The 24,200-nt window shown below is 44.3% G+C and carries 25 protein-coding genes and 2 pseudogenes; 14 read left to right on the forward strand and 13 right to left on the reverse strand.

What is annotated here, in order from left to right; translation table 11 throughout:
• Nucleotides 1–57: 57 nt before the first annotated feature.
• Nucleotides 58–528 (reverse strand): hypothetical protein, encoded by a 471-nt coding sequence (locus tag GF617_RS24060; RefSeq protein ID WP_203452594.1) that lies wholly within the window; start codon nt 526–528, stop codon nt 58–60.
• 636 nt (nt 529–1,164) lie between these two features.
• On the opposite strand from GF617_RS24060, the gene GF617_RS24065 reads away from it, so the two are divergent.
• From GF617_RS24065 to GF617_RS24095, 7 genes are all read left to right on the forward strand, one after another.
• Nucleotides 1,165–1,581, forward strand: a complete 417-nt coding sequence (locus GF617_RS24065; protein ID WP_203452595.1) for a hypothetical protein — start codon at nt 1,165–1,167, stop codon at nt 1,579–1,581.
• Between the two features lie 88 nt (nt 1,582–1,669).
• On the forward strand, nt 1,670–2,035 hold the full coding sequence (locus GF617_RS24070; protein WP_203452596.1) for a hypothetical protein: 366 nt from the start codon (nt 1,670–1,672) through the stop codon (nt 2,033–2,035).
• 154 nt (nt 2,036–2,189) lie between these two features.
• Complete coding sequence (locus GF617_RS24075; protein WP_032676630.1) at nt 2,190–2,498, forward strand: hypothetical protein; 309 nt, start codon at nt 2,190–2,192, stop codon at nt 2,496–2,498.
• Nucleotides 2,499–2,579: 81 nt separating this feature from the next.
• On the forward strand, nt 2,580–3,203 hold the full coding sequence (locus tag GF617_RS24080; protein ID WP_203452597.1) for a hypothetical protein: 624 nt from the start codon (nt 2,580–2,582) through the stop codon (nt 3,201–3,203).
• 95 nt (nt 3,204–3,298) lie between these two features.
• Nucleotides 3,299–4,282 carry an ArdC family protein gene (locus GF617_RS24085; RefSeq protein WP_203452598.1) on the forward strand — a complete coding sequence of 328 codons (984 nt, stop codon included), beginning with the start codon at nt 3,299–3,301 and terminating at the stop codon, nt 4,280–4,282.
• Nucleotides 4,283–4,373: 91 nt separating this feature from the next.
• Nucleotides 4,374–5,327: a DUF1281 domain-containing protein gene (locus tag GF617_RS24090; protein WP_203452599.1), complete on the forward strand. Its 954-nt coding sequence runs from the start codon at nt 4,374–4,376 to the stop codon at nt 5,325–5,327.
• A gap of 130 nt (nt 5,328–5,457) precedes the next feature.
• A complete protein-coding gene (locus tag GF617_RS24095; RefSeq protein WP_203452600.1) occupies nt 5,458–6,141 on the forward strand; it encodes an SAM-dependent DNA methyltransferase in 684 nt (227 codons plus the stop codon).
• A 32-nt stretch (nt 6,142–6,173) separates the two neighbouring features.
• Here the strand turns inward: GF617_RS24095 and GF617_RS24100 are convergent.
• Together GF617_RS24100 and GF617_RS24105 are read right to left on the reverse strand one after the other, a co-directional pair.
• Nucleotides 6,174–7,464, reverse strand: a pseudogene (locus GF617_RS24100) (IS4 family transposase); the annotation flags it as partial.
• 253 nt (nt 7,465–7,717) lie between these two features.
• Nucleotides 7,718–8,668, reverse strand: a complete 951-nt coding sequence (locus tag GF617_RS24105; RefSeq protein WP_203452601.1) for a hypothetical protein — start codon at nt 8,666–8,668, stop codon at nt 7,718–7,720.
• A gap of 232 nt (nt 8,669–8,900) precedes the next feature.
• Between GF617_RS24105 and GF617_RS24110 the strand changes: the two are divergent.
• Nucleotides 8,901–9,747 (forward strand): annotated as a pseudogene (locus tag GF617_RS24110) (transposase domain-containing protein).
• Nucleotides 9,748–9,808: 61 nt separating this feature from the next.
• Here GF617_RS24110 and GF617_RS24115 read toward each other — a convergent pair.
• From GF617_RS24115 to GF617_RS24140, 6 genes are all read right to left on the reverse strand, one after another.
• On the reverse strand, nt 9,809–10,087 hold the full coding sequence (locus GF617_RS24115; RefSeq protein ID WP_203452602.1) for a hypothetical protein: 279 nt from the start codon (nt 10,085–10,087) through the stop codon (nt 9,809–9,811).
• Nucleotides 10,084–10,770: a hypothetical protein gene (locus GF617_RS24120; RefSeq protein ID WP_239006609.1), complete on the reverse strand. Its 687-nt coding sequence runs from the start codon at nt 10,768–10,770 to the stop codon at nt 10,084–10,086. The genes GF617_RS24115 and GF617_RS24120 overlap by 4 nt, the downstream gene beginning before the upstream one ends.
• Nucleotides 10,767–11,312, reverse strand: a complete 546-nt coding sequence (locus GF617_RS24125; protein ID WP_203452603.1) for a hypothetical protein — start codon at nt 11,310–11,312, stop codon at nt 10,767–10,769. The genes GF617_RS24120 and GF617_RS24125 overlap by 4 nt, the downstream gene beginning before the upstream one ends.
• Before the next feature lie 57 nt (nt 11,313–11,369).
• Complete coding sequence (locus GF617_RS24130; protein ID WP_239006611.1) at nt 11,370–12,566, reverse strand: conjugal transfer protein TraF; 1,197 nt, start codon at nt 12,564–12,566, stop codon at nt 11,370–11,372.
• A gap of 108 nt (nt 12,567–12,674) precedes the next feature.
• Entirely contained in the window at nt 12,675–13,691 is a 1,017-nt protein-coding gene (locus GF617_RS24135; RefSeq protein WP_203452605.1) for a hypothetical protein, read from the reverse strand.
• 176 nt (nt 13,692–13,867) lie between these two features.
• A complete protein-coding gene (locus tag GF617_RS24140; RefSeq protein WP_239006610.1) occupies nt 13,868–14,428 on the reverse strand; it encodes a pili assembly chaperone in 561 nt (186 codons plus the stop codon).
• 197 nt (nt 14,429–14,625) lie between these two features.
• Between GF617_RS24140 and GF617_RS24145 the strand changes: the two genes are divergently transcribed.
• From GF617_RS24145 to GF617_RS24155, 3 genes are all read left to right on the forward strand, one after another.
• Complete coding sequence (locus GF617_RS24145; RefSeq protein WP_203452606.1) at nt 14,626–16,164, forward strand: TraI domain-containing protein; 1,539 nt, start codon at nt 14,626–14,628, stop codon at nt 16,162–16,164.
• Between the two features lie 40 nt (nt 16,165–16,204).
• Complete coding sequence (locus tag GF617_RS24150; protein ID WP_001057703.1) at nt 16,205–17,158, forward strand: site-specific integrase; 954 nt, start codon at nt 16,205–16,207, stop codon at nt 17,156–17,158.
• A 642-nt stretch (nt 17,159–17,800) separates the two neighbouring features.
• Nucleotides 17,801–18,004 (forward strand): AlpA family transcriptional regulator, encoded by a 204-nt coding sequence (locus GF617_RS24155; RefSeq protein ID WP_016240318.1) that lies wholly within the window; start codon nt 17,801–17,803, stop codon nt 18,002–18,004.
• A 949-nt stretch (nt 18,005–18,953) separates the two neighbouring features.
• On the opposite strand, the gene GF617_RS24160 is transcribed toward GF617_RS24155, so the two are convergent.
• Nucleotides 18,954–19,658, reverse strand: a complete 705-nt coding sequence (locus GF617_RS24160) for a hypothetical protein (protein ID WP_049109144.1) — start codon at nt 19,656–19,658, stop codon at nt 18,954–18,956.
• Nucleotides 19,659–20,203: 545 nt separating this feature from the next.
• Here GF617_RS24160 and GF617_RS24165 point away from each other — a divergent pair.
• Genes GF617_RS24165 through GF617_RS24175 form a run of 3 tightly spaced genes read left to right on the forward strand, consistent with a single transcriptional unit; the run spans nt 20,204 to nt 22,297 of the window.
• Nucleotides 20,204–20,464, forward strand: coding sequence for a hypothetical protein (locus GF617_RS24165; RefSeq protein WP_132467411.1), 261 nt, complete (start codon nt 20,204–20,206; stop codon nt 20,462–20,464).
• Entirely contained in the window at nt 20,451–20,822 is a 372-nt protein-coding gene (gene mobC, locus GF617_RS24170; protein ID WP_064168947.1) for a plasmid mobilization relaxosome protein MobC, read from the forward strand. Before GF617_RS24165 ends, mobC begins: the two co-directional genes overlap by 14 nt.
• Nucleotides 20,819–22,297, forward strand: a complete 1,479-nt coding sequence (locus tag GF617_RS24175) for a relaxase/mobilization nuclease domain-containing protein (protein ID WP_049109143.1) — start codon at nt 20,819–20,821, stop codon at nt 22,295–22,297. Before mobC ends, GF617_RS24175 begins: the two co-directional genes overlap by 4 nt.
• A 40-nt stretch (nt 22,298–22,337) precedes the next feature.
• On the opposite strand, the gene GF617_RS24180 is transcribed toward GF617_RS24175, so the two are convergent.
• The 3 genes from GF617_RS24180 to GF617_RS24190 form a co-directional block, all read right to left on the reverse strand.
• Entirely contained in the window at nt 22,338–22,661 is a 324-nt protein-coding gene (locus tag GF617_RS24180) for a hypothetical protein (protein ID WP_016240325.1), read from the reverse strand.
• Nucleotides 22,662–22,669: 8 nt separating this feature from the next.
• Nucleotides 22,670–23,941: an integrase arm-type DNA-binding domain-containing protein gene (locus GF617_RS24185; protein WP_203452607.1), complete on the reverse strand. Its 1,272-nt coding sequence runs from the start codon at nt 23,939–23,941 to the stop codon at nt 22,670–22,672.
• Nucleotides 23,928–24,200 (reverse strand): hypothetical protein (locus tag GF617_RS24190; protein ID WP_203452608.1); only part of this gene is annotated, 273 nt, incomplete at its 5' end. The genes GF617_RS24185 and GF617_RS24190, both read right to left, overlap by 14 nt.

Below are 24,200 nucleotides of genomic sequence, written 5' to 3' on the forward strand. Positions count from 1 at the left end.
GCTTACCGCTCATGGGCACCTCTCTTTAAGTCATCTTAAATGACTCTGAGGTGTCTGTTAAACCCGTGGCGATTCATTTATGTAGGTAACTAAGCATTCTCCCAGAACAACATCTGTCTCCTTACGTAGAACTGAGCCTTTGATCAGTTGCGTTTCAAGACGGCTTGACGCAATTTGCCCTTTAAGCTTGTCCGGACTGCCAGAGACTTTACTGAAAAGATATGCCGGGATTGCTCCTTGATAAGGTCGTAAAGCAAAATAGGTGTGGGCATAGACTGTTCTGGCATTTGCATGACTTTCCAACAGAGCATTCCAATATTGGCGGGAATTATAATCTTTTGTTAGATAAAGAAATGCTTCTTTTTTAGGAAGGTAAAAATGAGTAAATCGTTGGACGTCACCTCCTGCTCGGGAGATTCGCTGTCTAGCATTGACTTCTGTAATTCCAGTGGCAATTAGCTTTTCTCTTAAGGCAGAAGATGTCATCGGCCCATAACGGTGTAAAACTTCTTCTATGGTTTTCTTCATTTTTGTCACACTGCTCTATTTATAATATAACTACATTGTGGGCTGTGCATTTAAAAACTGGTTGCATTTATTTTCAACCTATTGATATTAATGGATAAAATTAACACAATATTGTTTGTTTTTTAACCGGTTGTCACAGTGCGTTTTTTATCATGATTTTTCCGGACATAGAAACGGCTTGTCTGTTGATGCCTGTCATCTTCATGTTGGTCGTTTGGGATTTATGTCATCATCTTTTCGACAATCTACGTTTCTTGAAGTGTGTTGTATCTATCAGTTGCACTCATAACTTAAGACTGACAGTCAGATTATATTGAAGAATGCGAAATCCTGAAGTAGGATTGGAATGTAAAATGCTGTCGCTATGACAACTGCCAATGCCTGAGTGATTTGAGACAGGCGCCTTCGGGTAATCACATGCCAATGCCATCATAACCTGAGAGATGGCGCTTTCGGGCGGTTCAAACCTGTTTAACCTTTGCAAACAGGAACCTGATTACAGGTTAAGGTCCTTTTCTACATCACTTCACACTACCAAACTCCTGATTTACTCATCCGGCATTTTTGGCCTGATTCTCACCCTGAGGGATACTTTCCCTTTGGGACGGTTCCCTTTTTTCATAAGGAATCGTACCCATGCATTACACCAGAATGATCAATCCGCTCGCGTTACTGAGTTGTGACTCACCCGCTTCTGCAAAAATCATTGTGGATTACGTTAAAACTCAGCTTAACGTTCGTCTGGATAACAAACTCATGGTCGACGCAGATCCTCAGGTTCCTGCTGACGGCCTTCCTGATTACCTGACTTTTCTCAGACATGTCGCGCATACAGTTGGTTTTGCAACTGAGCATGGCTTCATAAAACATACCTTTGTCGAAGAAGCAGTGAGCGAGCTTACGCTTCTGGGGACAGATGTTCACAGTCTTCACTGGAGTACGGCTTTTCTTCAGGGCGTTATTAGGTCTCGCGAGGAAAAAGAGCTGGACGAAGCTACAGACCAGTTGCGCGAAGTGTTTTATCAGAGCGCCCATTTCTCTGACATCGCCTGACGGCCTTATTAGTCGAATATTGACTCACCCTAACGGGACTTCTGTCCCTGTCAGGGACAGGATTCCACAACTCTTTAAGGAATCCTTTATGAACGATTTAATTCTCAACGAAGATTTTCATATCCGTGCCAGCGAGCGTAATGCTCACAAAGTTGCACTGGCTAAAGCGGAAGGTGAGCTACTGAGTATCGCCGCGCTTCGCCGGCTTGACCTTAATACCGGGACAGATGAAGACGGCTTTCCGTATTACGTCTGGGATATGGCTTCTGTTGCCCGGGAACTGGCTGAACTGTATGTTCGAAAACTTATACCGGGATCATGGGAGGCATTCTTTAACGACCTTTGCCGCATGGCAGAAGGTATTGATAAAGAAGCCTGGACATATTTCTACAAAAGCGCAGTCAAAGACGAAGAGTCCTTTCTGGCTATGGAACGCAGCGATGCTGATTTCTGACGTGGTGCACTGAACCCTATGGGGACTTTCTCCATACGGAGGTGGCAGTGTTTTCTGAATGAAGCCAGCTTATAACTGATGTACCAACCCATGCGGGGACAACCTCCCTGCATCTGCGGTGATGGTTTTCTCCGCATTAACTAAGGAGAAAACCATGAGCAGTATAATACTGTTGTTTATCACCCATACCACGCGCGTCCTCAGCCGCATTTCAGAAGCAATGCGGCAGCAGCAGGCCGAATGGTTTACCAACCGCAGCGGTCACAGCAGTTTCCGCGCCGAGGTCGTTCAGTCTGAAGGGGGTTTTACCGCCATCATTTCACGCAGAACGGGCTACAGTTCGCGTGACTGGCAGTATCAGCAACTGGCCAGCGCCGGTCAGTTTGCCTCCGCACGTAAGGCTTTACGGGCAGGACGGCAGATGGCGCAGCAGATGGCCTGGCTGCGTTACCGTTTCGACTGAATCAGTTCTGACTGATTAACACTTCCCGGAGGGATCTTCCCTCCTGGGGAGGTCTCCTCCTTATTAATTTAAGGAGTCCTGATGATTCGCTTTACCTCAACCGAATTACGCCCGCTTTTATCCCAGCAGGGTGGTATGCAAAGGCCACTGCTGCTTGAAAAGAACCTTGGTATATACATCCGGGTTCCGGATGACCGAAACCCCGGCGAATGGCTCAGAGCATGGGCGGAAGGCTGTAATCCCTCGAAAGATGCAAACTGGTCGGAAAATGCAGACCTGTTAATTCCGGAGAAGGGATACACCTTTCAGACCTTTATGGAGCAGAGCAAATTCGATGCCGTTCTGAACGAACACCACGATCTTTTTATGATGCCATCGGCCGGTCCACTGGGGACTGGTATGACAATTCGTAAAGAGACCCGTCCGCCAGAAAAGGTGTATGTCCTAGTGGAGGAATATCGCAGCAATGTTCGCTGGCTCTACGATCAGTCCCTCCGGCATTTACCTGCCTGTGGGGGGAATGCGGAACGTCTGAGCTGGCGATCGCAGGCGCTGTATGTGCTTGACAGGGTAATCCGTCTCGACTGTAAACGGGCAAAACCGGCTGATCGTGCGATGTTTGAGAGTGCGGTTCGCAGCGTGCGCAGCAGCGTCAACGAGGTGATGTCTGATGGCTCTTTCCGTTACGCGCGAACCCGCCGCTAGGTTGTATTACTGACTTTCTCTGACTTTTTTCCACTTCCGGTGGCGTATTCTTCCGCCCCGGGGAGGATGCGCCCTTTTTTACAGGTTGCATCCTTATGAACAAATCCATTCGCGGCCGTAAGGCCGCGCCGGCTCAGAAAGCCGATCTTTACCAGCAGGTCACCGACAAAATCATTGCCGCCCTAGAAAAAGGGGTGCCACCGTGGCGCCGGCCGTGGCGTTCTGCACAGAACGTACATGGCAGCGCGTTACCGGTGAATGCCACAACCGGCCGCCATTACAGCGGAGTGAATATACCCTTGCTGTGGATGTCTGCTGAAGAGCGGAGATTTCCATCCGATCGATGGCTGACATACCAGCAGGCGAAAGCCGTGGGTGGTCAGGTGCGCAAGGGTGAAACCAGCTCGATGGCCATCATCTACAAACCGTTTGAGAAACAGGCCCGCGACAGCAGCGATAACCTGCTGTTCCGGGACGGTGAACCGGTCATGGAGCAACTGGCGATGCTGAAGCAACTGCAGCTTTTCAACGTTGTCCAGTGTGAAGGGCTGCCTGAGTCTGTCAGAGAGGAAGTTGCTGATTCATCTCCTGCAGAACAGCCGGCCGGAGTTAGCACGACGCAACTGCATCAGGTGCAGCAGATACTCAGCGCCACCGGTGTCGGCTGTGACCATCGCCGACAGGACCGCGCTTTTTACCGGCCGGGTGCCGACCGCATCGTGATGCCGACGGCTTCACAGTTCCGGACGGAGGCGGATTACTGGTCCACGCTGTTGCACGAGCTGGTGCATGCCACTGGCCACGGCAGCCGCCTGAACCGGGAAGGTATTACTTCGTCATCACGGCAGTTTGGTGATCCCGTGTACTGTTTCGAAGAGCTGATAGCGGAAACTGGTAGTGCCTTTCTCTGTGCGCAGCTGGGTATCACCGGCGACGTACAACATGAAAGCTACCTGGCCGGCTGGCTGAAAGCCCTTCGTGAAGACAAAAAAGCGATTTTCCGCGCCTGCCGGTTTGCCCGGGAAGCGTCGGAATTTTTACTGCAGCCACTGAACCGACAACCGGAACAGGCTGCTTAACAAGAAACTTGATGGCCCTGGTCATCAGCATCCCCAGAGGGTATCTCCTCAGGGAGATGCCCTCTGTCTAACCTAAAGAGGAGTAATAACTATGTTTTCATGGTGCAAAAATCGTCTGGAAATCACTGCGAAATCTGTTTGTATTGACGTGATGCAGTCCTGGATTGCCGGCACTGAAACTCCGCGTTATCGACATGCCATACGGCAGGCCATAAAGCTGTTTCTTGCTGGATGTGCCGGAATACTTAAGCCAACAAAAGCGACAGAGTTTACTGCTTATCCGATGCTTACGGCCGCCGGTACGGGGGCTTCTACTTCGGCAAACCAGGCGTTCCAGCATTTCCTGGAATTAATGGAAAAGGATGCGTGGCTCGACAGCGCTACTATTGCACGTATGGAGAAGATCTGGGTTCAGTCCGGCCTGGAGACACTTAAATGGGAGAGTATTCCAGTTTCATCGCGCCAGATAATGTCCCAGTTGATGGCTGTTCACTATGCTGACTGGTTTGGTGTTGCCAGCTTCGGGGAACAATTCGATCCGCAGGAGCGTTGGGAGTGGCTTAGTATAATGCCGGCCGCGAGTTGTCCCTGCGATATGCTGATGATAATGCCGTCACGTCTTGCAACTGAGTTGAACGGTAACAGTGGCTTGTTCCGGGGGCTTAACACAACTGCAGATCTTTACACGCAACTGTATGGTGTGGAATTCCCGGCTGGTCATAAAGCCAACTGGAGCCGTGAATCACTGGGCACGATATTACTGACGTTTGATACCCCCTGGTACCCGCCGTCTGGAGAGGTTATGGGTGAGATGTCAGAGCTGTTTGACTGTGAGATCCGTCATTACTGGAAATCAGAGGATGAAGGTTTTTCCGGATATAACTGTTTTGACCGCGGTGATCACGTTGACAGTGGCCCCTGGCCGGAAGAAATGCAGCAACTGAGCAACGGTGAAACAGCAAGAATGTACCTTGTCTCTACGGAAACCACAGCGGTAACGCCATATGTGGCGCCAGCGGCACAATACGGGGGCATTCGGGCCTGACACTAAACCAGGATAACCCGGGCTAACCGGTTCAACATACTGGCCACAACACTTGTTGTGGCTTTTTTTCACCCTGACGGGAAACACTGTTTCCCTGTCAGGGGCGTGTTTCCCGTTAAAGGAGACATGCATGAAAAATCTTATAAACCATGAAAAGGCGTTCATTTCCCTTTTCAACCAGACTGCTCGTTATCACCATCGACATCAGGTTTTTGAAGACTTCGTCAGTTGCAGCGTTATTGCTCTTCAGAATGCCCTCAGTTTCTGCGAAAAGCGGGAGCAGAAATATCTGCGCATAGTTGCACGTTATGAAAAGAAGGATGTAGTCCGCATGGCAGAATTGCTGGCCCATGTTGTCAATGGGCTGGATGATTCGCCGGGGGATTTTCTTGGACAGGTTTTCATGCAGCTTGAACTGGGTGATAAATATCGTGGCCAGTTTTTTACACCATGGGATGTGGGCATAATGATGGCGCGCATGCAGCTCGGCAACGTGGCTGATAATTTTGCGGACAAGCCTTTTATTACCCTGTCGGAGCCAGCCTGTGGCGCGGGATGTATGGCGCTCGCATTTGCCACTGTGCTGCGCGATGCCGGTTACTCACCACACCAGTATTTGTGGGTTTCAGCTACTGATATCGATCCGCTGGCTGCGGGTATGGCTTATATTCAGTTAACGCTATGTGGAGTGCCAGGTGAAGTGGTTATTGGCAACTCTCTTTGTGATGAACGACGTCGTGTGTTGCATACGTTTGCGCATTACCAGGGCAACTGGCCTGGTCGTTTACGTCATGTCCTGAATCAGGCCGCCTGAATAATAATAAGCTCCCTCCCGGGTAATGCCGATCACTTAAGATGTTTTGAGTGAACGGGATACTGGGTTTTTGAGATTCGAACGGTCCTTTCTTTGGGCCGTTTTCTCTTTTCCTGCAGGATAAACTGCTTCACGTTTTCCCGCATCTTTCTCAGTTTCGCCGGGACTGTTCCCGGTTTTCCCAGCGAGCACCAGATTAACTCATCCTGTATCAGCCTCATTGCCATCACGAAGCTTATCCTAAGTGGCGCTACCTTAGCTTCCCGCGCTATCTGGCTCATTTCCATCCTTATCAGGTTGTAGGCCGTCAGTAGAGCCCAGATTTCCTGGTAAATTCCGCTCACTTTCTGACTGCACAACAGCGTGGCCGTGCTCAGCTGGAACTGTTTCAGTTCCCCGTAACCATTTTCTATACTCCACTGCTCCTGATACACATAGCGCAGCGAGTCTGCAGGATACTTCTCCGGCTCTGTCAGAGAGGTAATAAAACCTTTGTAGTCACTTGATTCGTGGTCACATTCGATCAGTCTGACCTGCCAGTACTCTGGCAAAGAGCCATCCTGTTTTCGCGCCTGTGGGGAGACCAGCATTTCCACCAGATGGTCGCCGTTGCCGAACGTCTCCACTATCCGGTATTTTGTGTTGCCCTTCAGGGGGACCAGCCAGTGTGCCTCAGGCTGTTGGCGCTGCCAGTTAATCAGCAATTCGGCTGACTGGTAGCACCGGTCGAACAGCGTCAGGCTGTTTACCTGAGGATATAACTGCTTTGCATAGCTAACCTCTCCCGAGTTTGCCGGGCCAAATTTCACATCGTGGATCAACCGGCTACGTAACTACATCAGGGCACACAGCCTGACCATGGGATACTCCGTATGGCGGTTCGGACGATGTTTTATGTATTCAAAATGCCCGGAAAGCTCAGGTGTATCTGGCGTACGAAAAAGCGTGCCGTCGACAGCAAACAGCCGTAACCCGTGCCAGAGATCATCTTTATCTTCCTGCTGAGTCCAGTGCCGGGCGGTCAGGACGAAAAGCTCCCGGAGGGGGGCATCGCTGAGCCGCTGACGGGCCTGGGCGATGGAACTGGCGGCGAGAGTATTTCCTTCCTGAGAACTCAGCACTAGGTCAAGTTTTGACACAACATCGGTGATGGTAAAGGCCCATGCCCACAATCAGCCAGACCATAAGTTCAGCGGGAAATTTACGTTTTCGGATACTGGCTTTATTTGTGGAATAAAGGACCTGAGAAATCCATTCAGGAGGAATAGCTTTCTGAAAGCAGGAGAGTGAAGCAGGTTCAGCCCATGTCTGGGTATCATCGAGCTATGTAGAAAGCATAAAAAAAGCCCCATCAGAAAATTGATGAGGCTATTGTTACCCACCAGCAGGATCGTTCAACCGATCATTTTTCTTAACCGATCGGTGTAACGCAATGAGGGTTTTTTGACTGCAAAGTATGGCTCGTAGAGCGGTGTATAATTAATACTTACTGCTGCTGGTGCGCCAACTTGGCTGCATTTTATCAAATAAGAGTCGCGGAATATTATGCTATATATATTCCTTTAGCTATTTAGTATTATCGTTGCCTGTATTTTTCCATTTCCCTTCCTTCAAAGCTTACTCTATCAATAAATATAACCAACATCTTCTTTTTTCGGAATAATGATGTTATTTTTGAAATGATATCGGATATAAAAATATAGATGTTTAGCGGGAATGAATATGCAGTGCCACTGGTAATGTTCGCAGATTTCTTTCTCGGTACAATTTGATTGGCGATTGTTTCCGGGATGTTTCTGTTGCGACATATATTATTTATATTTTCAGAGATAGTTGCCCAAGCTACGTCATTGTTTGTATTTTTTCCAAAATTAGAGTTTTTCAAACCGAAGATGATATCGCTAAAATTTAAGTCGCAGATTTGCGAGTTTTTTGCTTTGCCAAATAACCAGTTTTTATTTTGATTATTAAAAGCCGCAAAAAAAGAAAAGGGTTCATTTTGGAGTTGTACTGCAATATTTTTTGCTAATGGCGTGCTATTACCGGATGTCTCATACAGATCAAACTCAGGCCAGTGTTCCAGAAGCTTTAATTCTCTGGATGTTGAGTTAGCTCTTTGCTTGTTTACATAACCAATTGGCACAACTGGAGGAATATCATCTGAAATTTTTGCCTGAATAACTAATGAACGGTTAGTTTTGGAATGAATTTCTTCACTTCCTTCTTTAGAATATGCCAGCGTATGTCGGTATTGAATAAACAGATCACCGATTTCTGTTTTGTTTTCGATGATATTATTATTAATGTCGTACTGTTCTCCATGCAATTTGGCCAGAGGTATTTTATCTATCCACTGAAAATCAACATACAAATTTTCAAAATAGCTATGGCTGTTGGCTAAATCTGAAGAAAGTTCTCCTTCAATAGCTTTTATAACATTGATGTTGAAAAATTTATATAATGCTGCTAACTCACCATACTTTTTATTGCTATATGCTTTTCTAAGCGTTAAGTCTATCTTATTCATTTATTCTTCCTGCATATAAACTATGTTTTACAGAAATAACAGATATAAAATATATACCTTAAGTACAAACCAGATATTATACAGATAATACGCTGAATGGTCTGGAAAGCTACGTGTAGCAACAAAAAAAACCGCAATGTGGTAACATCGATCGGTTAAGAAAAATGATCGGTTGAACGATCCTGTGCGTAGACGACAATAGCCCCATCAATTTTCTGATGGGGCTTTTTATATCCTTTCTTCCTGGCTTGACAATACCCAGATCTGGGTTGAACCAGCTTCACTTTCCTGCTTTCAGCGGTCACTCCCTCTCGAGTGTATTTCTCAGGCTATTGAATCAACTCAAAAAACCAGCATCCGTAAGCGCAAATTCCTCGCAGAACTTGTGGTCTGGCTTATCGTGGGGATGGGACTCTACCGCGATCGCCCCATTGCTGATGTTGTCGCAAAGTTAGACCTCATTCTGAGTTCACAGGAAGGTGATATGCTGGCGGCAAGCTCTATCGCACAGGGCTGTCAGCGGCTCAGCGATGAGCCTCTCCGCGCACTGTTCGCGCTGACCGCCTGACACTGGACTCAGCAGGAAGATAAAGATGACCTCTGGCACGGGTTACGGCTGTTTGCGGTCGATGTCACTCTCTTTCGCACCCCGGATACCCGGCAGGTTTATTACGTTATGTTTATCAGGTGCGCTGGAGTATCGAAAATGGCTATGGAGAGCTGAAACAATCCCAGCTAAGCACCGCAACATTACTGCGCAGTCAGAAGTGAGCGGAATTTACCAGGAAATCTGGGGGCTACTGACGGCCTACAACCTGATAAGGATGGAAATGAGCCAGATAGCCCGGGAAGCGAAGGTAGTACCGTTACGAATAAGCTTCGTGATGGCGATGAGGCTGATAGAGGATGAGTTCATCTGGTGTGCGGTGGGGAAACCCGGAGCAATCCTGGCAAAGCTTAGAAAGATGCGGGAAAACGCGAAGCAGTTTATCCTGCAGGAAAAGAGAAAACGTCCCAAAGAAAGGACCGTTCGTATCTCAAAAACCCAGTATCCCGTTCACTCAAAACATCTTAAGTGAACGGTGTTACCCTCCCGAGGGCTTTTGAATGGTTGATGAGGCAGCATCTTGCTACTGGCCGTTATAGTAGTCTTATCTGAGATGGCATTTCTCCGCGAACGAATTTGATGGTTAGCGGAGCATCAGTTCTGACCTGCAAAAGTGCTTTTACTTCCTCTTCAATTTCAGGCCAGTACAGGCCTGTTTTCTTATATGCAGGGAAAAAGAAAAACCTGATAACGGCAACGATCCTGTTCATCCAGTTTGCCTTCACGGACTTTTGGATGCATTCAAACTCATCCAGTGTCATAGCGCCAATTTCCTTCCCGTTGGCTTCGACTACCCAGAACACATCTTTCATTCTGTCACCTCATCGTTAAGGCTTTCCCGTTTATCCGCATCGTCTATTAAGGTGTTTGCCTGGAGATGGCGAAGTGCGAATTCCAGTGAGGGAAACTCCATTGTTTCCTGACGTGACATAAAGCGATCTGTGGCGATGCCATATGTGCCTGTTTCGATGTTAAAAACGAAGCTGTGGCAGCAGCCCACAGCGGGGTAGTTATAAATCATTAACGATTTTTCTTTTCGCTCATCAGCAATAAGATACGGCAGAACAAACTCCACCATGTGGATTTTTTGCTCCAGTTCTTCCTCAGACTTTGTTGTGAAACCGATCCCGTATACTGACTGTCCGGTATAAATATTGCCGAAGGCAGTCAGACGCAGACCTGCGATCGTACCGACCCATTTATCACGGTATGCTCGCATGGTAGTTGAGGCATCCTCACCCATACTAAATATTCCATGCCAATTGGGAGCATCTCCCCAGCTCGCTATGACGAGTTCATCTCTCTGATTTTCAAGGTCTGCAAGGTAGTCTTCGGCTATTTCCAGATTTCGTTCTGCACGTCTGACTGAGCGCTCGCGTTTTGAAATAACCTCTGAGGCATCGCTAATCAGCTTTTCAATGGCTTTGATATTTTCACCAGTTTGTAAACTGGACACATCAGTCTTCTGCGATCGTGGAGAAGGTGACTTGTTCATTGTCCGACCTCCAGGCTAACCTCCGTACCGCGTACGACTTCCGGAATTTGTTTCCACAGGCGCGCGGTCCATTCGGGTTTAAGATGCTCCGGATTGGAGGAACGATAAGTTGCTGTCACGTTGCTGTGTTTAGCATCGCCTGTGACTTCTATTGTCAGACGATCATTAGTTGCCCAGTTCCGGCTCATGCGATAATAAGACCCCGGTTGGGCTGACCAACTGGCACCTTCTGAAATTGCCGATGCTGACCAGCCAGCATTTCCCTGGCCATTGTTTCTTGCTGCTGAAACGTCTTCATCAGAGGGAAAACCATAATGCTGTTTCAGCCGTAGTGCAGCAGTATCTACGCCGACTGGCAGGCTGAATGCCTGGGTAATCTCATTACGTTCAGCCTGTTTGTCAGAAGTATTCTGCTCTCCAGGTGATATCATCGTGCTGACATCTGACAGTTGTTGCTGAAACTGATTGAGCTGGTTCTGGCTACACCCCGCAAGAGCCATAAGTACAAAAGAAATACCTGAGCAAAAAATTAATTTTTTCATAGTGTTCTCCTGAGGACTACCAGGGCTGTCAGTAAACAGCCCCTTCATTTTGCTGGATCAGAAAGTGAATTGAAGTTGTGCAACCGCCCCGTAGGTACGATCAGTGCCTGCGATACCCGTGATATCCAGGTGAACCACATCAAATGGAGAAAACCCAAGGCCGGCAGTGAAAGCATTGCCTTCTCCGGAAGCCATATTCTGGCGGTAACCCGCGCGCACCTGCATCCAGTTCCAGGCATTAATCTCGGCACCCAGACTTGCAAACTGACGCTTATTATCACTGGTGAAACCACTCGCTTCAGTCAGGTCGACATCGAGCGCGGTTGTGATGAAGCTGTTGTGCCATGAGGCGCCGGCAGTGGCCTGCGGTTTAATCTTGAACGTTCCCTTTTCACCATTGACTTCTTTGGTATCGATTGAGCGGGGGATGATATTTTGTACGGCCAGACCGAGAGTCCAGTTATCGTTCAGGTTTGTGGACAGACCGACATCGGCGTTAAAACCGGTTTTGGTATTGCGGTACTCACTGGAGTCAATGTCGTTTTTGTCAAAATTACTCACGGAAACGTTGTAGTTAAACAGGTCAACGCGTTGGTATTTTGGTGTGATACCAAAGGACCAGCCATGTCCTGCAGTTTCGAACTCATGCGCCATGGCCACGCCGACATCGGTGATCACAGCTGCACGACCATAGGCTCTTGACGTAAGTGAGTCAGTATCCACTGCTGAAGGGGGGATTGTGCCATCGGCGACCTTGTCGAGGTATTCCAGGTCGTGATCGCTGACCTTACCATCGACAGAGACAGTACCCCATGATTTCACCACAACGGCGAACGGTAGTGTCTGGTTCGGCACAGTTGCAATAACTGAAGCCCCGACCTGGCCGTTCGCATGTGTGTTTTTCAAATCCTGAAGCTTACTCTTGAGTGCCGCGGCGCTTTCGCTGACACCGGACTGATTAGCGACGGCGCTGTCGAAACGATCCCAGAGGTCCTTAACATCATCCGCTTTATCCACGGTTTTATCCGGGTCAGAGACCTGGGCGCCCACCGATGGCAGCACCAGGCTGAAATCATCGGTTGGTCCGGACGTAGTTAACAGGGCAGGGTTAGACAGAGCCGCAGTGCCGTAGTGTGCAGATGCCACGCCGGTGCCACCCATAGCATCACCGCGTGCTTCCATCCAGTTCGTCGCAGCATTAACCAACGGCACAGCGGTAACCAGAAGAGCAAGGGAAACGCAGCGTGTAATCATTGAAATTGAAGCTTTCATCATTTATATCCTTTGTCGTTTATGGTGTTTAAGGCAAAAAAATCCCCTGGCGCTGGCGCACCAATAAAACAATGTGTCTGACTAGTTATTTCACTTAATATTGGGGGCTGTTATTTGGCTAACAAATTTACTCCATTCTGGTGTTATAAATTCCTCAGGGAAAAGAAAAGGTTCTCTTTCCTCTTCGGTCCAAATATTTTGAGAAAACTTACCTGACTCTGTTCGTTGAAGTTTCTGAATGTCCCACAGTGCAGCGGCCGGAAGTATCTTTCCTTCTCTCAGCGCATCCAGTAAATAACTGGATGCATAAAATGTGTCGAAACTGTTGAGAATATGCGCCCTGAAAAGAATATTGCTCATGCCAAGGAATGAATTAAGTTGTATTTTATAATTACCTGAAGATGGACAATGTCCGATACATTCAACTACACGAATTGTTGTCTTGTTAACGGTTTTATAGCGTCGAATAAAAATGTAAACATGCCCAGGTTCGTCTTTAATATCCGCTGAGGCGTATTGGTTCTCTCTAACCAGAAATATGTCAGGGCGGGTCAGGTTGTCGTCAAATGTATATTCCTCAATTCTTTTTTTTATTATCATGGCAACCTGCATCCAGTCGCTGAAGGCGGTCAGATACACTGGCCGGGGATCACTTCCTTCCAGCCATCTGGTACTTACACAGAACCAGTCAGATAACTGTTTCAGCAAAGGAGCAGTTAAATAATCCATCGTTCTTTCACGGCTTTCCAGAACGCTCAGGCCGATATTCCAGTCTGAGAGCAGGCGAGCCACGTCCAATACAGACAGACGGTGCTCATCCATCAGCAGCCAGAACCGTTCGTGGATATGTGTGATCACTGCCTGCCGGGGGGCAAGCGTCTCGCGCATGATACCCTCGACGAGAATATTGACGAGTTCAGCTGATGAAATACCCAGGCGTCCTGATACCAGTGTGACGAAATCCCTGACAGCTGGTTTAAAACGTATGGCAATAGGGCTGCCAGACGTTTTCTTTCCGTCCGACAGCTGGGCTACCAGCTGCTGCATGTTTTCATCCCGTTCAGTGATGATACTGGCAAGGATGGAGGTGATGTTCAGACGGTTCATATCATTTCCCGGTGTTGGCTAATACATTAATTCGACTTAAATTATTTATTATTGTATCCACTGTGGATACGTTACCGCGCACCAGAGTGGATGTATAACGATGAAAATCGATCGTTCAGATCGACTACATTGATGTAGCCAGTGTGACAACAGGTAAAAAATCAAAACAGGGGAAATTATTCTTTCGGATTTAAAGTTTTTCGTATGACAAGAACGGGCCATAACGTTCTGCACGGTACACGCCAGCGCCACTGCGCGAGAAGAATTTCCAGTTGCATAACTGCACGCGCAGCGGGTGTGAAGGGGACGTGTATGACATGGCTTCGGTAATGTCCGGCCTGAATCTGAAGATGCCTTCTGATACGTTTAATTCGATAAGAGGTCAGGAGATGGGAGGCAATCACGATGGTGTTTTCTCTATCACTGAGAGCTTCCTCTATACTTGTTAGCACTCCATTCCAGAACCATGCCACACGTTCGGATGAAATACTGACGGTTGGCTGGCCTGGCGACAGATGCACGAATATCCTTGAGCTGCGCTTATGATAGCTCAGGATGCAGGGCTGGTTGATGAGTCTGCGCTGCATCCAGTTCACCACTCTCAGAGAAAAAGGGGATATCAAAACAAGCCCCCAGATATACACCATCCCATCCTGATACCCCGTAATTAGAGCGATGAGCCCGTAACTCGCAAGACCCCAGCAGAGGATAATTCCAGAGACCACTAATCTTTGCATTCCTGTTGCTTCCCTCAGATTTCTGATGGCGCTTAAGGAAGCATGCTGATTAATTCTCTTCATCTGAAAACTGTGAACCGGCCTTTAAGGATTAATGCAAGTTCGTTTTGTTTAATCAGGAACTAAGGCTTTTGACTTGCAAAATACAACCGTCTCCATAGCGTAGCGTCAATTCGGAATCTGGTTATGGGGTGGTTATGCGTGGACTGAAATGGTTAACAGGCCTTGGGCTGGCAGTCGGAACGGAACACTCAGTAAGGCCATCCGTGCAGCCGGCACAAGCGGGAGGGTTCCGGAACGTACGATCCGGTCAGTTGTTACTGGGAACTGCGGAGCGACAGAAGATCGTCCGGATGTTGCGGGAAAATTGCCCACTGTCACAGTCAGCCTTTGATGAGTTCTGGCTAAAACCCTTAGAGCAAATGGTTGCTCGCGTTCAGGAAGTACCGGCAGCCTGGGCGGGGCCGTTCTCCACACCAGGGAGCTTTACTGACCTCAGTTTATCCGTGGCCGCAAGTGCCGTGAGGCTGGTACGCGGTATGATGTTACCTCCGGGAGCGACGCCTGAGGAGCAGGCAGAGCAGGGGCCTGCCTGGATATGCGCAGTGTTCTGGGCTGGGCTTTTTCATCATCTTGACTGGTTGTCGCAGATTGAAGGGAGCCTGGCGAACGGAAAAGCCTGGTGTCCGGGGATGGAAATACCCGGTGCAAACTGGCGGGTGCGTCCCCGGCAGGGGAGAACGGCTTCAATGAACGGAATGTACATTGCCAGTAAACTCATCCCGGATGCTGCGGCTATCTGGCTTCAACGCTGGCCGGCGATTTCAGGTGCGCTATTTTTGTACCTCAGCGGACAAAAAGCTCAGTCTGGAATTCTCAACAGCATCATCAGCGATGCGCTTGCCAGCGTTGCTTTTAAATCAGAAACCGTTTCTGGCACGGCAAGACCCCCTGAAAGCGATAACGTGATCACCACAGGGGAGAAAGGGGAGGAAGAATCCAGAACAAACAATATCCCAAATTTAATAGACGACGATATGCATCAAACGTCCAGTCACAAAAATATAACACCGGTTTCAGAGCCAATTAACATTGCATCAATAGGTTACGATACTAACCAGACAGGTGATTATGCTGCTAAGGATGTTATCGGTCAGGTTACGTTGCTTTCGGCATTTGATAATAATGATACACAATCATCCGATGACCGAACAGGTGATGAAACTGTCACGGATGAGTCGGTATCAACCGCAGAGTTTCTAAGCGTGCTTGACCAGATGTCTGGCTCCAGTGCTCCTGATGTTGAAGCGAAGGTTGGAACTACTTCTTCTGAAGAGCCTTCGCTGGTCGGGATGGAATCTGGTACCCCAGGAGATAAGTTTCTGGACTGGCTGAAATCCTCAATCCTTGACGGTACGGTTAGTGTCAATGAGGGCGAGAGTTTTGCACATATTCTGGCTCAGTTTGTATTCATTGTTTCACCTGAGTGTTTTTTTAAATATTTATCGCTGAATACAAATGAGTCACTGGATAAATCGGAGTTACAAAAAAGCTTTGAAGCTCTGAACGTTCATTATTCACGAAATGGTAAAGGCCTCTGGCATTACCATAAATACGATACGCCGGACAAAAGCGGTCGTTACACCAAAATGTCAGGATACATGCTGGGTGCTGACATTATTTACAGAAAAGGAACCTGTCCATCGGACAGCGTATGGCTTGCACGAAGAAATTAATACTATTGCTTAAGTCAGAATAACAATATACGAGGTGAATATGAACAATGCATTTGAAGAAGTGCTGGATGATTATTTTTTCAGTAAATCTTTGCGCCCGGCTACGGAGTGGAGCTACAGGAAGGTAGTCAGATCATTCATTTCCTTTAGCGGGAAAGGTATTTCACCTGAGCAGGTTGATAAAACGCTGGTTTTAACGTGGCGCCGAAAAATTATCCATGAGGAAGGACTGAGCAGAACGACATGGAATAATAAAGTGACTCATATGCGCGCTATATTTAATCACGCCATCGTTAATGGGCTTGTAACGATGAGGGAAAACCCTTTCAACGGCGTAATCACCCGACCCGATGTCAAACGCAAAAAAACACTGACTGATGTACAGATGAATAAAATTTATCTGCACATGCTGGCAAGGGAAGAGGATGAACGGATTGGTATGATGGAGTTAAGAAAAAGCGCCTTACGGCCAGCATGGTTCTGGCTAACGGTACTGGATGCATTGCGGAGGACAGGAATGCGCCAGAACCAGCTGCTGCACATTCGCCTGGAGGATGTAAATTTTGAGCACCGCTGGATTAATCTCCGGCCTGAGGGTTCCAAGAACCATAAGGAGCACCGGGTTCCGATTACTGAAAACCTCCGCCCCAGACTTGAAAGGCTCTATAACCTTTCCCTTGAGCGTGGCGCGAAGATGCAGGACCAGTTGTTTAATCTTTCTCGCTTTGATGGCCGGAAGAATGAAATCAGTAGCAACATGGATTATCCGCCTTTGCGTGCGTTTTTCAGACGGCTTTCACGAGAATGCGGTTTTACAGTCAGTCCGCACAGGTTCCGACACACCATCGCGACTAACCTGATGCGTTTACCGGATCGTAACCTGAAGATGGCACAGGACCTGCTTGGTCATTCAACACCGGCGGTCACGCTGGAGTATGTTGAAAGTGACCTGGATAAGGTCCGGGACATGCTGGAGGAGCTGGATGCGGCATAAGACTAATCTTAAGTTAAATCTAAGTTGATGAAATTAAAAATGGAAAAAAAAGGGATGTTTGCTTTACAAAAGATTGACACAGGGAAGATCTGAGGGTAAATACGTTCGTGAAGTAAATTGTGGGCGTGAGAAATCCAGAGGATGATGTGAACATCCTCTGGATTTAAGTCCCGTGTTCAACTGATGCGGTAATACAAGTACCAACATCATGCCGTCTGGGGACTACTGTCTTGCCCGTTAAGGATCTCATCTCTTAACGAACAGGCTCTGAATAAGTGGTGCCGGACTCGGAATCGAACATGTATACAATCCTATGTTTTATCAAATAAAAATAAGTATGTAGTGTTTTTTACCAACGTATATTTACCAACAAATCATAGGTGTTGTCAATTTAAATCAATAAGTTACGCTATTATTCGTTAGTAGACATCAGTAAACATCGGTTTTTAGATAGTGTAAACATCGTGTTGTCAAATAAAAAAGCACTTTTTGCTAAAAATGATAACTAATTGTTTTTAATTAAGTTATCTTCTTTTATCTCCGTTTCCACTCTAAAAGCCATGAAAATGCCAAAAATAGGTGTTGATCGTCATAAGCGATATTCGAATAATACATTCCATCAAATAACAAAAGGAAAAATATATGAAAGAAAAAACAAAACTAATCCGTATCTCTGAGGTAATCGATCGCACAGGATTTTGCAGAGCTTGGATTTATCGACTGATTAAAAATAATAGTTTCCCGGCTCCCGTAAAAACAGGTGAACGATCTATCGCATTTATTGAAAGTGAAATCGATGCGTGGATTGATGAAAAGATTTTTTATTCACGTAATCAGGCTGCGTAAAAACACTCTCACTTACTATTTGTTATCTTGAATATGATTACACTATTTATAGTGTAAAACGTCTAAAATCGCATACAGAGCGTTTTAAGGCTATATATGGAAAATATTAAATACTTCGAGTAAAGGCCGGATAAAATCCAGCCTTTTTTGTTTTCTTTTATCTAATTGATCATGATGTTTAAAATATTTTTCATTCTATATTGACAGGTAATATATAGAGATCTATAAAGAATAAAGATACAAAAAAAGCCAGATATTAAATCTGACTTTTTAAGGACTAAAAAAGTTTTCGCTGACTTTTTTAAGTCTTGTAATCAGTTATACGAGAACGTGATTACAAATATAAATAAAGTATTATCTAATCAACTTATATTTGTCAAATCTAAATCCCAACTTTTTACAAGTCTTTTAAATACCATTTCCAGAACCCTTTTTAATCCTCAAAAGCAATAACGTTAAAACCTGTTGTATCAGGTATAAGAATGAAGGTTCCTCAAGTGATTGGCGGTTCTTATGTTATTGTGGCAGTGCCGGGTGATACGTAGCTGCCAACCTGAATCGCAATACCTAAAGTTTTTTAGAACATTAGTATAGCTTCTTTAGTAAAACGAGAAGTGTTTTAAAATAACAATGGTATTGTTTGCGTGGGTCGTGGGGGAAGTATCAGAATGGAAACGTTCTGAATATTTTCAAGACGCAATGAGCATCTTCTATCTTTCCATTTTTGGCGTGGGGGGTAGGGGGGGAATGCTTAAAGAAAAACTAAGTTTTCCTGACGGAAAACTACTACGACTGAAAGTCGCCATCTAAAACCCCAGAACCTAAGCTGATAAAATTCTAGTACTACTAGTACAAAAAATAAATAAAAATGGAATGGAAAACTAGAGCGGGAAATATAAAATAGTAAGGTGCCATTTTATCAGGCACCAATAAATATAAACTAAAGATATTATTTTTTCCTTGCTGTTCTTATATACCCATCCTTGTCATAAATCTTTAATCCTTCAGTATCTATTATATAATAAGAACCGAACTTATCATTGTTCTTTTTATATTTATTATCAAGTTTTGTTATTTTGTAGGTCCCACTACTACCATCACCATTTAATCGTTTTAAAAAATATCCTTGTGATGTTTTTGTTATTGTAAATGTTGCATCCAAAAATTCAGGCGAACCAACGTCGTCATACCATGAGCCTATAACAATATCTTTATCGCTTTTATCTGATACTGATTCAGGTAATTGCATACTTTTAAAGCAAACTGCCATTCGTTGTATATCACCTTTACTTATTAGAGCACCGCTGACCATATCAATATTATTTTTTAACATGAAGTTAATCAGATCTGGCTGACAAAATTTAACTTCCCATGCTTTAGTTATTGCTAAGTTTTGCAATTTAGCTGTTTTATCATGAGCAGCATTTGGCACGCTCAAAAGATTTTTTTCAGAGGTATCAAAATCCATTCTATACGCATTTAATGGTTTTTCAGTTGTTCGATATGATTTAATATATTTTATTGCTCCCTTTTCGGAAGTCGTCGATACTTTTTTACCGTATTCATCTAAACCATGATTAATATTATCAGCCCATGCTATAGATTGTGTGGATAATGTAAATAAAATGGCTAAGGTAAATTTATTTATTTTCATCATAGATCCTTTAAGGTATTGATGTTTATAAAATAGCATATTGGAGTTTTTATTGAAATCTTTAATTCGGCAATTGGTTTGTTGTTTTTATGTTATTGATTTTATTGTTGTTTGTAATGCATGGACGCCAGCAAAAGCAGAAAAACAAGTTTTCTACTTTTCTGTCGCCGCCGATCAAAAGCAGCGGCATTTTTTACGCAAAGCTACCTATTACGCACAGCTACCAATAGACAGTATATTATTTACCCTATCTTTTATTTGCTTTTTATTCGGCGTGAAGTGTATTTATTTATGTAGCCGCTATTGACTAGATCTTATTATCGGTTATTTATTTAAATATAAGTTGAGTTCAGCTTTATTTTTAGCTTTTCGGAAACTGAGGCAAGGTGTAATCCCGTAGCCGGTATTATACCCCAATCTTCGATTGGCCCTATCTCGCTTTGCTCGTAGGGTTGAAAAATATCTACCCTTCCGCCTATTCCCCTTATCAAAGGGGAGGCGGTAAAATCCGGTAGTTTTTATAAATATATATAGGAGTGTTTAAAATGAATGAGAATGATATAGATCAGTCCTTGCTAGAACTATTAGCAAGATATTTTTATTATATAGACCCAAATGAAGAAAATACAGCATTTCTTGAAGCAAATAAAGATGAACAAGATTTATGTTATTTTGTAGCTTATCGCTATATTAAAGAAAATAAAACTCAAGATCTTATTGATGCTTTGAAAGAACAAAAAGATGAAGATTATATCAAAGCAATGAAAGATTATGTTTATGGAGGTGGTAAATATGGATACAGATAGAAAAAGAGGCCGCAAGGGTTTAAATCACGCAGAACGTAGAGATATATCTATACAGTTTAGAGTAAACAAAGCAGAGTTTGACTATTTAAAAGAACTTGTGGAAGCCTCCGGCCTTGAAAGAGGCCATTACATTAGAAAAGAGATTTTAAACTCTGAACCTATTGTTAAAAGAAAAATGCCGGATTTTGAACAATCCTTGTTTAAGGAAATACAGCATCAAGGTAATAATATAAATCAGATTGCTAAAAAACTAAATACCAACGAAGACTTTAAACAATCTGTAGCCGCAGAAGCTAACTTTGCTATAAAGCAACTTATGAAAAGAATATTAAAGGCTTGTGAGGTTTATACTGTATGAAAGGAAACGTAGCTAAAACAGGGAGATCATTTAAAAATAGAGTTGAGTATATATTAAAAGATGATCACGATTTCATATGTAGCAACATGGCAAGTGATTATAATAATGTTAGTGATTTAACTGATGAGTTTAAAACTGTAAGCAGCTTTAGACAAGATATAAAAAAACCTGTTTTTCATGCGTTTTTATCTCTTCCAAAAAATGAACATTTAACAGATGAACAATGGCAGGAGATAGCAAAAGACTATTTGAAAGAAATGAATATTGATATAGAAAAGCATCAATATATTTGTGTGCGTCATAACGATACAGATAAAGAACATATCCATATTGTAGCCAATAGGATTGGTTTAGACGGTTCCGTATGGCATGGTCAGCACTCAGCATTTAACACAATAGCAGCTTGTGAACGTTTGGAGATAAAGCACGGCTTAACCATTACACAAAGTCTCAAAGGGCAAAAATCAGAGGTATCAGCACCAACCAAGAACGAGATCGAGCAAGCCCTACGCAAAGGTGAGAAACCAGCTCGTATCGTTCTACAGAACGCATTACAGGCGGCTATGGTAGGAAAACCAGACCTTGAGACATTCATAGACAGACTGCAGGCTGTAGGCATCGATCCGGCCTTCAACGTTGCAAGCACTGGCAACGTCGCCGGAGTGTCGTTTGGTATCAAAAATAATGAAAAAAATATTTATTTTAAAGGCTCACAGTTAGGTAAAAAATACAGTTGGAACACTATTAAAGGCAAGGTGAAATATGACAAAAATAGAGATGATGAACTCATTAGAAGATTCGCAGCAAGAAAAACAGATGACGAAAATAGTATTGGACGATCACCTATTGAACCAAATATCAATGACGGTAGAACCATTATCAGAAACGATGATGATATTATCGGAGTCGGTCAGTACAGCATTAAACCAGACACAACAGACACTTACGAGGGTAAACAACTCGTTAGAAGCAACCACAACAGCTTTAAACTCAGCGAAAAATATAATAGACCAACAGGCCCAAAAGTTAGAAGAACAACACAAAAAGCTGCACAAGTACTCAACAGAGTTAAAAAACAATACAATAAAGAACCAATCAAAACTTATAATCAAGGTGGCTTCAATAGTAGGAGTTCTAAACTTAGCAGCGGTTCTATCAGTAGGATACTTGATCATGCAGAAACAGCCACAACAGCCACGAATAACTTTAGACTCAAAGGCCGTCGCAGTTTCAATAGTAGAGCAACTAAGATCGAAGAGATAAGAGAAAGGTTAAATATTAGAAAACCTGTTATTCAGCCCAAAAATAAAGAAAAAGTGATTAAAGAAGAAATAAAGAAAAAACCATTATATATGTTTGATTATGAAAATAGATTTAAATCCAAATTGAAATCAAACTTAAAAAAAGAAACATTAAAACTACAACAGCAGGAAGCAGAACAGAGTGTCAAATATCCAACCTTTAAACCAAAATAAAAGAGGCTTGAAACCTCTTTTATTTTTTAGTATTAAATTGTTATATATCTACATGCTTAAAACAGAAAGAACAGCGTTTAATGGTCGTTAGTCCTGTAAGTTCTTTAGCTTTGTTATAAGCAGACTCCTCTGATACAGAACATATTTTTTGATACTGGCCTGTTGTAAATCCAGTTTTTTCTTTATCTGATACTAAAGGATTTATAGCGAAACAGTTCACATGGTGGAGGCATGTGCTATTTATGTCAGATTTACTTGCCGTACCTTTGGCTTTCTCTAACAGGTTAACAACGTATCCTTCTGGATTATCGTTTAACCACTTTTTGTACGCATCTTCATTGTTATTGAAAATCACAGTATCCATAAATCCCCCTATAACATTTTAGCTAAGTCAAACGGCATAATATGTCTTTCTTTGTTTGCGTCCAAATAATCAGCCCACCATTGTATCATCAAACGACGCTGCGTAATATGTTTTGCTTTATGAGTATAAGCAGCACGAACATTGTTTTGCTCTTTATGACTCATTTGTCTTTCAATTGCGTCTTCAGTCCATATACCTGACTCAACAAGAGAACTACAGGCCATTGTGCGGAAACCATGCCCACAAATTTGAGTTTGAGTGTCATAGCCCATAAGTCGCAATGCTTTATTAACGGTATTCTCGCTCATAGGTTTACGATAATCATGACAACCGATAAATATCAAACCCTCACCATTGCTAATATCATAGCTAATATCTTTTAGCTCTTTTAATATTTCAATGGCCTGATGACTTAACGGTACATAATGAGGTATGCGCATTTTAGATCCTCTTTCAGAAAATCTAACGTTCTCGATCTCGTCTCTTTCTGGCGGAATAACCCATAAGGCATTTTTAAAATCTATTTCAGGCCAGCGAGCGAAGCGTAGTTCACTCGACCGAATGAAAACTAATAAAGTGAGTTTTAAAGCTAATACAGTGAGCCTACGGCCTTTATACGCATCTATACGACTTAAAAGATCAGGTATCTGCTCAAGTTCAAGCGCTGGATAATGCGTTCTTTTAGGTGTGATTAACGTGCCGCCAAGTTCATTAGCGGGATTATGGGTAATCATATCTTCTTGGACAGCATAACGCATAATAGCGGTAATACGCTGTTTTAAACGTGAAGCGGTTTCGTGTTGGCCCTTGCCCTCAATTTTACGCAGAGGTAGCAACAGATCGCGCGTAGTCAACTTGGTAATATCTTTTGAGCCGATAGCAGGGAAAAGATGATTAATAAGACTGTTTAAAATACGCTCACTATGCTGAGGTATCCACCGCTCACTAACAGACATTTTTTTGTGCCAATCACGAGCTACGGCTTCAAACGTAAAATCTCCTCGCTCTTCGGCCTTTACAGCTTTTTTCTGTTGAAGTGGGTCGATACCACTGGCTAACAGAGATTTCATCGCTAAGAGGCTTGTACGAGCTTCTGAGAGCGAAACAGAAGGGTAGGTGCCAATTGAGAAGACTTTTTGCTTACCATCATAGCGATAAGCCGCTTGCCAATACTTCGAGCCGTTAGGATGAACGAGCAGATACAGCCCTTTGCCATCAGAAATTTTAGTTGGCTTGTCGGAAGGCTTGGCGTTTTTTACAGCAATATCAGTTAAGCGCATAACAAGCCTCCTGTGCAAATGTTGGTAAAAATCCCATCGAACTGAGATTACCAACATTTTTACCAACAAATAGAGGGAGCTGCCAGTAGATTTTAACGGACAGTAGTAGACAACTGGAAGGGGATAACTTGTTGACTTTATAAAGCAAAACGGACGTCAGTAGACGTCCGTTTCTAAATGAGTGGTGCCCGGACTCGGAATCGAACCAAGGATTCGTTTCTATAGCAACGAAATCACCTAATAACAGTAAGTTACCTTT

Source organism: Lelliottia sp. RWM.1 (assembly GCF_016859735.1).
Classification (GTDB): domain Bacteria; phylum Pseudomonadota; class Gammaproteobacteria; order Enterobacterales; family Enterobacteriaceae; genus Enterobacter.